The following is a 5,071-nucleotide window of genomic DNA, read 5'->3' as shown; positions in this document are numbered from 1 at the left end:
GGACGAGCTCGGTAACTCCGCCGAGCTCGCCCGCCGCGCGGGCCTCGGACAGGTAGGCGAACAGGTCCTCTACTTCTGTTAGGGATGCGAGTTCGAGGAGCGAGGCGTGCGGGCCGTAAGGGAGCACGCGGAACGGGCGGTCTGCGCGGAGTTCGCGGGGAGCGGAAGACATCTAGGGCACCTGGTACTCGGAGTCGGGGGCATCGGTGATGAGCATCATGCCCGGCGAATGGGTGATGGCCAGCGGCGGGGCAGACGCCATGACCATGGCCTGCGGGGTGACCCCGCACGCCCAGAACACGGGAACGTCGCCGTCAGCAATGACCGGCGGGTCGCCGAAATCGGGCTGCGCGAGATCGGCAATGCCGAGCGCTCCAGGCTCGCCGACGTGCACCGGGGCGCCGTGCACCGAGGGGAAGCGCGAAGAGATGCGCACGGCGTCGGCGACCTGGTCGGCGGGGATCGCGCGCATCGAGACGACGAGCTCGCCGCGGAACCCGCCCGCGGGGCGGCACGCGCGATTCGTGCGGTACATCGGCACGTTGCGGCCCGCGGCGATGTGCCGCACGGGCACGCCTGCGGCGAGGAGGGGATGTTCGAAGGTGAACGAGCAGCCGATGAGGAACGCGACCATGTCCTCGCTCCAGAACTCGCGCGCATCCGGAGTTTCGGCGACGAGCTCGCCGCCCCGCCAGACACGGTAACCGGGGGCATCGGTGCGCACGTCGGCGAGCGGGTCGGACTCGCCGCGCGCGCCTCCGCCGCCGAGGATCCCGCCGCGGAACTGCCCCGGCTCGAGGACTTCGAGCACCGGACAGGGCTTCGGGTTGCGCTGGGCGAACAGGAGGAAATCGAAGGCCTGCTCCCGGGGCAGGGCGATGAGATTCGCCTGGGCGAAACCGGTGCACCATCCCGAGGTCGGAGCCGGAGGACCGCTGCGGAAGAAGGCGCGCGCCTCGGCGGGGGAGAGCGAGGCCGGATCGGTGGGGTAGTCGACGGCGGTCATCGCGTGCCGGACCTTCCGGCGAAGGCGCCGATGGTGACGCCGGCGGACTCGAGCTCCGCGCGGACCGCGCGGGCCATCTCCACGGCGCCCGGGGAATCGCCGTGCGTGCAGATCGACGCGGCGTCGATGCGCACCTCGCCGCCCGTGCGGTCGGTGAGCGCGCCGCCGGTGACGAGGCGCACCATCCGCCGGGAGACCTCGGCCGGATCGGTGAGCACCGAGCCTGGCTCGCGGCGACTGGCGAGCGTGCCGTCGGAGTTGTAGGCGCGATCGGCGAACGCCTCGACCGCAGTGCCGAGCCCGGCCCGCTCGGCCTGCACGAGCAGCTGCGAGCCGGGCAGGCCGAGCATCACGAGGCCGGAGTCGAAGGACGCCACCGCCTCGGCGACCGCGCGGGCCTGACCCTCGTCGCCGAACGCGGTGTTGTACAGCGCGCCATGGGGTTTGACGTAGGAGATCTCGCCTCCCACGGTGCGCGCCATCCCGTCGAGCGCGGCAAGCTGGTAGAGCACGTCGGCGCGCAGCTCGTCCGGTGCGTAGTCGATGTACCGGCGGCCGAACCCGGCGAGGTCGCGATAGGCGACGTGGGCGCCGACCGTGACCTGGCGCGAGAAGGCCTGCTCGAGCGTGCGAAGCATGACGAGCGGATCCCCGGCATGGAATGCGCAGGCGACGTTCGCGCTGGAGACGATGTCGAGCATCGCCGCGTCGTCGCCCATCGTCCACTGGCCGAAGGACTCGCCGAGATCTGCGTTGAGGTCGATGTGGTGGTCACTCATGTCAAAGCTCCTCGAAATGTGTGGTGCTATGCGTTCCACAGGTCCTGGAGACCGCCGATCGATTCCACTCCCAGCCATAGCGTGAGTAGCCATGCCAGCACACCCACGATAAGCAGCCACGCCGGGTACTTGTACCGGTGAAGCAGGTCGCGTCGGCGCCAGGCGACGTAGACGATGAGCGTGAACCCGATGGGCAGGATGATTCCGTTCAGGGCGCCGGCGAAGATCAGCAGAGTGGTCGGTGCCTTGCCGAGGAGAAGGAACAACGCGAGGCAGGCGATGATGAACCCGACGGTGAGGAAGTTGCGCGTGCGTGGCGTCGTCTTTTGCGTGGTGATGAAGGACACCGTGGTGTAGGACGCCCCGATCACCGAGGTCAGTGCCGCCGCCCAGAAGATGATGCCGAACATCCGCAATCCGACCTCGCCGGCAGCGAATTGGAAGGCATCGGCCGCCGCGTTGTCCTCTCCGAGCGCGGCGCCCGCGTGAACGACACCGAGGATCGCGAGGAACAGCACGGCGCGCATGATGCCGGTGACGATGATGCCCATGACCGAGCTACGGGCGATGGAGCTCGCGTGCTCGGGCCCGGTCTGCCCGGCGTCAACAAGCCTGTGTGCGCCGGCGTAGGTGATGTAGCCGCCCACCGTGCCGCCGATGAGCGTGGTGATGATGACGACGTCGATGGTGTCGGGAAGGACGGCCTGCGTCATCGCCTCGCCCACGGGAGGGGAGGAGGTCACGGCAACGTAGATCGTCAGCCCGATCATGACGAAGCCGAGTACGACGACGATGCGGTCGAGGGCTGCGCCGGCGCGTTTGATGAGGAAGATCGCGATCGCGACAACGCACGAAATGACCGCCCCTGTCCGCGGTTCGAGACCGAGCATCGCGTCGGTGCCCAGGCCCGTGCCCGAGATATTTCCGATGTTGAATACCGCGCCGCCGAAGAAGACGAGCGCGGCGAGCACCCAGCCGAGGCCGGGCAGGACCGTGTTGGCGAGTTCGTTGGCGCGCATCCCGGCGACACCGAGCACGCGCCACACGTTCATCTGCACCGCGAAGTCGACCAGGATCGACACGAGGATCGCGAAGGCGAACGCGGCGCCGATCTGGACGGTGAAGCTGGTGGTTTGGGTGATGAACCCTGGGCCCACGGCGGAGGTCGCCATGAGGAACATCGCACCGAGCACGGTGCCGCTCGCGGATGCGGGTTTTTTCGCGACTGCGCCGTCGGTGTTGTCGTCGCGTGTTCCGACGTTCGCCGGAGTATCGGAGCTGGCCATGAGCTCTCCTCGTGGGTGGACCCGCGTGATGAGGCGGGGTGTCGGTATCAAAGGTAGCGTGTGAGCTAACACACAGTGTGTAGGATTGTCCCACAATTGCGCAAGACCCAATTCGCCTTGGTGGACTAAAAGGTCTTGATGCAATCCGGTGGAAGGAGGTGGCGATGGAGCGGCAGACCGAGGACACGGCCGTCGTCGTCGGCCGCGCGTTTGCCTCGCTGCGGCCGCCGTCGACCATGGACGCGGCCGTATCCGCGCTGCGTGAGGCCATAGTCCGGGGCGATATCGCTCCCGGCTCGCGGCTCGTCGAATCCGCGCTCACCGAGTCCATGGGCGTCTCGCGCAACACAATTCGCGAGGTTTTCCGCCTCCTCGAAACCGAAAGACTTATTGAGCACGTAACAAACCGGGGTGTCTTCGTGCGCCGCCTCACCGCCTCCGACATCACCGATGTCTATGCGGTCCGCCTGCTCATAGAGGTCAATGCCCTTCGCCGCGCGGGGGAGTCCTCTGCCCGCGCGCGTCGCGCCACGGTGTACGAGATGCGGGAGGCCATCGAGGCGGGGCGAACGGCGATCCGCGAGCAGGACAAGTGGGGACTGGGGTTCGCGGACCTCAATTTTCACGCCGCCATCGCCGGGCTCTCGGAGAGTCCGCGGCTCATCCAATTCATGGCCGGGCTCAAGACCGAGCTCCGCCTCGCCTTCGCCGCCACCAACGACGTGCTCGATTTCCAGCACCCTTACGTCGAGCGCAACCAGCAGGTGTACGAGCTTTTCCTCGCCGAGGACTTCGATGGGGCGGCAGACGAGCTCGACCGCTACCTCTCCGAGGCCAAGGCCGATCTGCTTGACCGGCTCGAGCGGGCGCGGGTGACCGAGTAGAACCCGGGCAGCATCCAACTCGGCCACCCCCGCCGCCGCGATGGTGGCCGATTCGGCCGTGTAGTGCGGGTGCCGCCACTACCCTTACTCGCATGTCTGCACCAGCAATCGTCGTCACCGGAGCCTCGGGCGGTATCGGCCAGGCGGTGGCCCGTCGCCTGTCCCAGGACGCGCCGCAGAACTCGACGCTGGTGCTGGGGTATCGCAGCGCATCGCCGGACAATCTCGCCGCCGAGTGCCTCGACCTCGCAGGCGAGGCGGGACGCGCTATTTCCGTAGAGCGCGTGCGTCTGGACTTCTCGGCCGCCGAACGCGCAGAAGCCGCCGCGGCGCTCGACGATGTCGGTAAGCGCTGCGGCGGCATCGCTGTGCTCGCGCACTGCGCCGGCCCGCACGTGCCCATGGTGCACATGTCTTCGGTTATGACGGCGGACGTCGCCGCCCAGCTCGACGACGATGCCGCCGGGTTCTTCGCCGCAGCGTCCGCGGCGCTGCCTCACCTTCGCGCCGCGCGCGGCGCCGTGGTGGCGGTGACCACCGCCGCGACGAGCCGGTACCCGGTCCGCGACGGCCTCTCCGCCATCCCCAAGGGCGCGGTCGAGCAGATCGCCTGGGCGCTCGCCGCGGAGGAGGGGCGCTACGGGGTGCGCGTCAACTGCGTCGGCCCGGGGATGCTCACCGACGGCATGGCCGCACGGCTCATCGACTCGGGCGAGCTCGACTCCCGCGCCCTCGAGGTGACGAAATCGAACATCCCACTGCGCCGCTTCGGCAGCACCGAGGACGTCGCCGAGGCCGTGGCCTTCCTCGCCTCCCCGCGCGCCGGCTTCATCTCCGGACAAAAGCTCGACGTCGACGGAGGCTACGGGGTCTAGGGTGCTGCCTGTGGCTCGCTCAGCGTCCGAGCAGCCGCTGCATGAATCCCGTTTTCGGTTCGCTCTCGTGTCCCGGGCACCGCTCGGATTTCGGGATCGGACCCATCACCTGGTCGACGTGATTGCCGCATCCGGCCCAGGTGGTTTTTCCGCATTTCTTACAGGTGACTGCTCGGCACATGGTTTTCCTCTGTGTAGTCGTATTCGAAGTCGTAGTCGTATTCGTGGTTGTTTCGAGATC

At 68.1% G+C, this 5,071-nt stretch carries 5 protein-coding genes; 2 read left to right on the top strand and 3 right to left on the bottom strand.

Annotated elements, in window-relative coordinates; translation table 11 throughout:
• Nucleotides 1-172: 172 nt before the first annotated feature.
• The 3 genes from K8V11_RS11290 to K8V11_RS11280 are packed head-to-tail and all read right to left on the bottom strand — an operon-like array spanning nt 173 to nt 2,966.
• On the bottom strand, nt 173-1,006 hold the full coding sequence (locus K8V11_RS11290) for a putative hydro-lyase (protein WP_303914164.1): 834 nt from the start codon (nt 1,004-1,006) through the stop codon (nt 173-175).
• Entirely contained in the window at nt 1,003-1,785 is a 783-nt protein-coding gene (locus K8V11_RS11285; protein ID WP_303914161.1) for a LamB/YcsF family protein, read from the bottom strand. Before K8V11_RS11285 ends, K8V11_RS11290 begins: the two co-directional genes overlap by 4 nt.
• Nucleotides 1,786-1,811: 26 nt before the next feature.
• Entirely contained in the window at nt 1,812-2,966 is a 1,155-nt protein-coding gene (locus tag K8V11_RS11280; RefSeq protein WP_303914166.1) for an NRAMP family divalent metal transporter, read from the bottom strand.
• 269 nt (nt 2,967-3,235) lie between these two features.
• On the opposite strand from K8V11_RS11280, the gene K8V11_RS11275 reads away from it, so the two are divergent.
• Nucleotides 3,236-3,955: a GntR family transcriptional regulator gene (locus K8V11_RS11275; protein WP_303914158.1), complete on the top strand. Its 720-nt coding sequence runs from the start codon at nt 3,236-3,238 to the stop codon at nt 3,953-3,955.
• A gap of 92 nt (nt 3,956-4,047) precedes the next feature.
• The gene (locus K8V11_RS11270; protein ID WP_303914155.1) at nt 4,048-4,830 is read left to right on the top strand and encodes an SDR family NAD(P)-dependent oxidoreductase; all 783 of its coding nucleotides are present in this window, start codon (nt 4,048-4,050) and stop codon (nt 4,828-4,830) included.
• Nucleotides 4,831-5,071: the final 241 nt, after the last annotated feature.

The sequence above is a fragment of the Dietzia timorensis genome (assembly GCF_020742175.1).
Lineage (GTDB): Bacteria > Actinomycetota > Actinomycetes > Mycobacteriales > Mycobacteriaceae > Dietzia > Dietzia timorensis_A.
This window is presented reverse-complemented; position numbering and strand designations above follow the sequence as displayed.

Coding starts and splice junctions, on each gene's coding strand:
- K8V11_RS11285 (WP_303914161.1), bottom strand. CDS start 1,785: ATGAGTGACCACCACATCGACCTCAACGCAGATCTCGGCGAGTCCTTC.
- K8V11_RS11275 (WP_303914158.1), top strand. CDS start 3,236: ATGGAGCGGCAGACCGAGGACACGGCCGTCGTCGTCGGCCGCGCGTTT.
- K8V11_RS11280 (WP_303914166.1), bottom strand. CDS start 2,966: ATGTTCCTCATGGCGACCTCCGCCGTGGGCCCAGGGTTCATCACCCAA.
- K8V11_RS11270 (WP_303914155.1), top strand. CDS start 4,048: ATGTCTGCACCAGCAATCGTCGTCACCGGAGCCTCGGGCGGTATCGGC.
- K8V11_RS11290 (WP_303914164.1), bottom strand. CDS start 1,006: ATGACCGCCGTCGACTACCCCACCGATCCGGCCTCGCTCTCCCCCGCC.